Source organism: Acinetobacter sp. YH12052 (assembly GCF_013419835.1).
Classification (GTDB): Bacteria; Pseudomonadota; Gammaproteobacteria; order Pseudomonadales; family Moraxellaceae; genus Acinetobacter; species Acinetobacter amyesii.
This window is the reverse complement of sequence record NZ_VOZI01000054.1, coordinates 1-1,046: the sequence shown is the minus strand read 5'-3', so window position 1 is coordinate 1,046 and position 1,046 is coordinate 1. Positions and strand designations below refer to the sequence as shown.

General features: G+C 39.5%; 2 protein-coding genes and 1 pseudogene. All 3 read left to right on the top strand.

Annotation, left to right across the window (positions count from 1 at the left end; genetic code table 11):
• Positions 1-302: pseudogene (locus FTU06_RS16680) on the top strand (RepB family plasmid replication initiator protein); the annotation flags it as partial.
• Positions 299-487, top strand: a complete 189-nt coding sequence (locus FTU06_RS16675; protein ID WP_120376159.1) for a hypothetical protein — start codon at positions 299-301, stop codon at positions 485-487. The pseudogene FTU06_RS16680 and the gene FTU06_RS16675, both read left to right, overlap by 4 nt.
• 150 nt (positions 488-637) lie before the next feature.
• A partial coding sequence (gene mobV / locus FTU06_RS16670) for a MobV family relaxase (RefSeq protein ID WP_180147632.1) occupies positions 638-1,046 on the top strand: 409 nt, incomplete at its 3' end.

The following is a 1,046-nucleotide window of genomic DNA, read 5'->3' as shown; positions in this document are numbered from 1 at the left end:
ATGAACAACATAAAAAAGGTCGAGCTATTTCAGGCTTTTCATTCAAATTTAAGCAGAAGCAACAAGCAAAGAAAATCGAATCTAAACGAGATCCTAATACACCCGATTTCTTTATCAAGATGACTGACTCACAACGCCATTTATTTGCTAATAAAATGTCTGAAATGCCCGAAATGGGGAAATACTCACAAGGTACAGAAAGCTACCAACAATTTGCTATTCGCATCGCCGACATGCTTTTACAACCTGAAAAATTCAGAGAGCTTTATCCAATTTTAGAAAAAGCCGGATTCAAAGAATGATTGAAAAAGAGATAACAAAATTTGAGAAAGAGATTTTGCTACAAGACAAAATCTCTCAGCTCGAAAATGAACTAAAAGAATTTTCTGATCTTCAAAAAAAAGCATATAGCGATCGTCTGCAGAAAAGCATCATCGGATTAGAAAATAGAATCCGGCGAATAAAGAAAGCGCTTTATACAACTTGAAAAGTTGTCAGGGGTCCAGGGGAGGATTCCCCTTGCTCATGAACTTTCAAAAGCCCAAAGGCGTTTTGAAAGTGGAGTGAGTCCACTTCGCTATCGCAAAGCTCAAAAAGCTCTGCTATCGTGTGTTTTTTGCGGTGTCGGATTTCGCCCATGTCATTTGCTATTTTGCGTATTCAGAAACTCAAATCATTTGCCGATGTTGGAGGCAGTCTTTCGCATAATTATCGCAATCGAGAAACGTTAAATGCCGATGATGCTCGTACACATTTGAATGAGCATGAGCTAGATACAAACGAAAAATGCATGACCGCTATTCGTGATCGTATTCCTGAAAAAAGACGTAAAGATGCAGTTTTGTGTATTGAACATTTGATTACAGCGAGTCCGGAGTGGGATGGCTGGGGAACTGAAAAAGAAACCGCATTTTTTGAGCAGTCGAAAAAATGGCTCGAAAATAAATACGGTAAAAATAATGTCGTCAGCACTACCATTCACCGTGATGAAACAACCCCTCACCTTGTCGCCTACGTTGTTCCAGTGGACGAAAAAACGGGGCGAT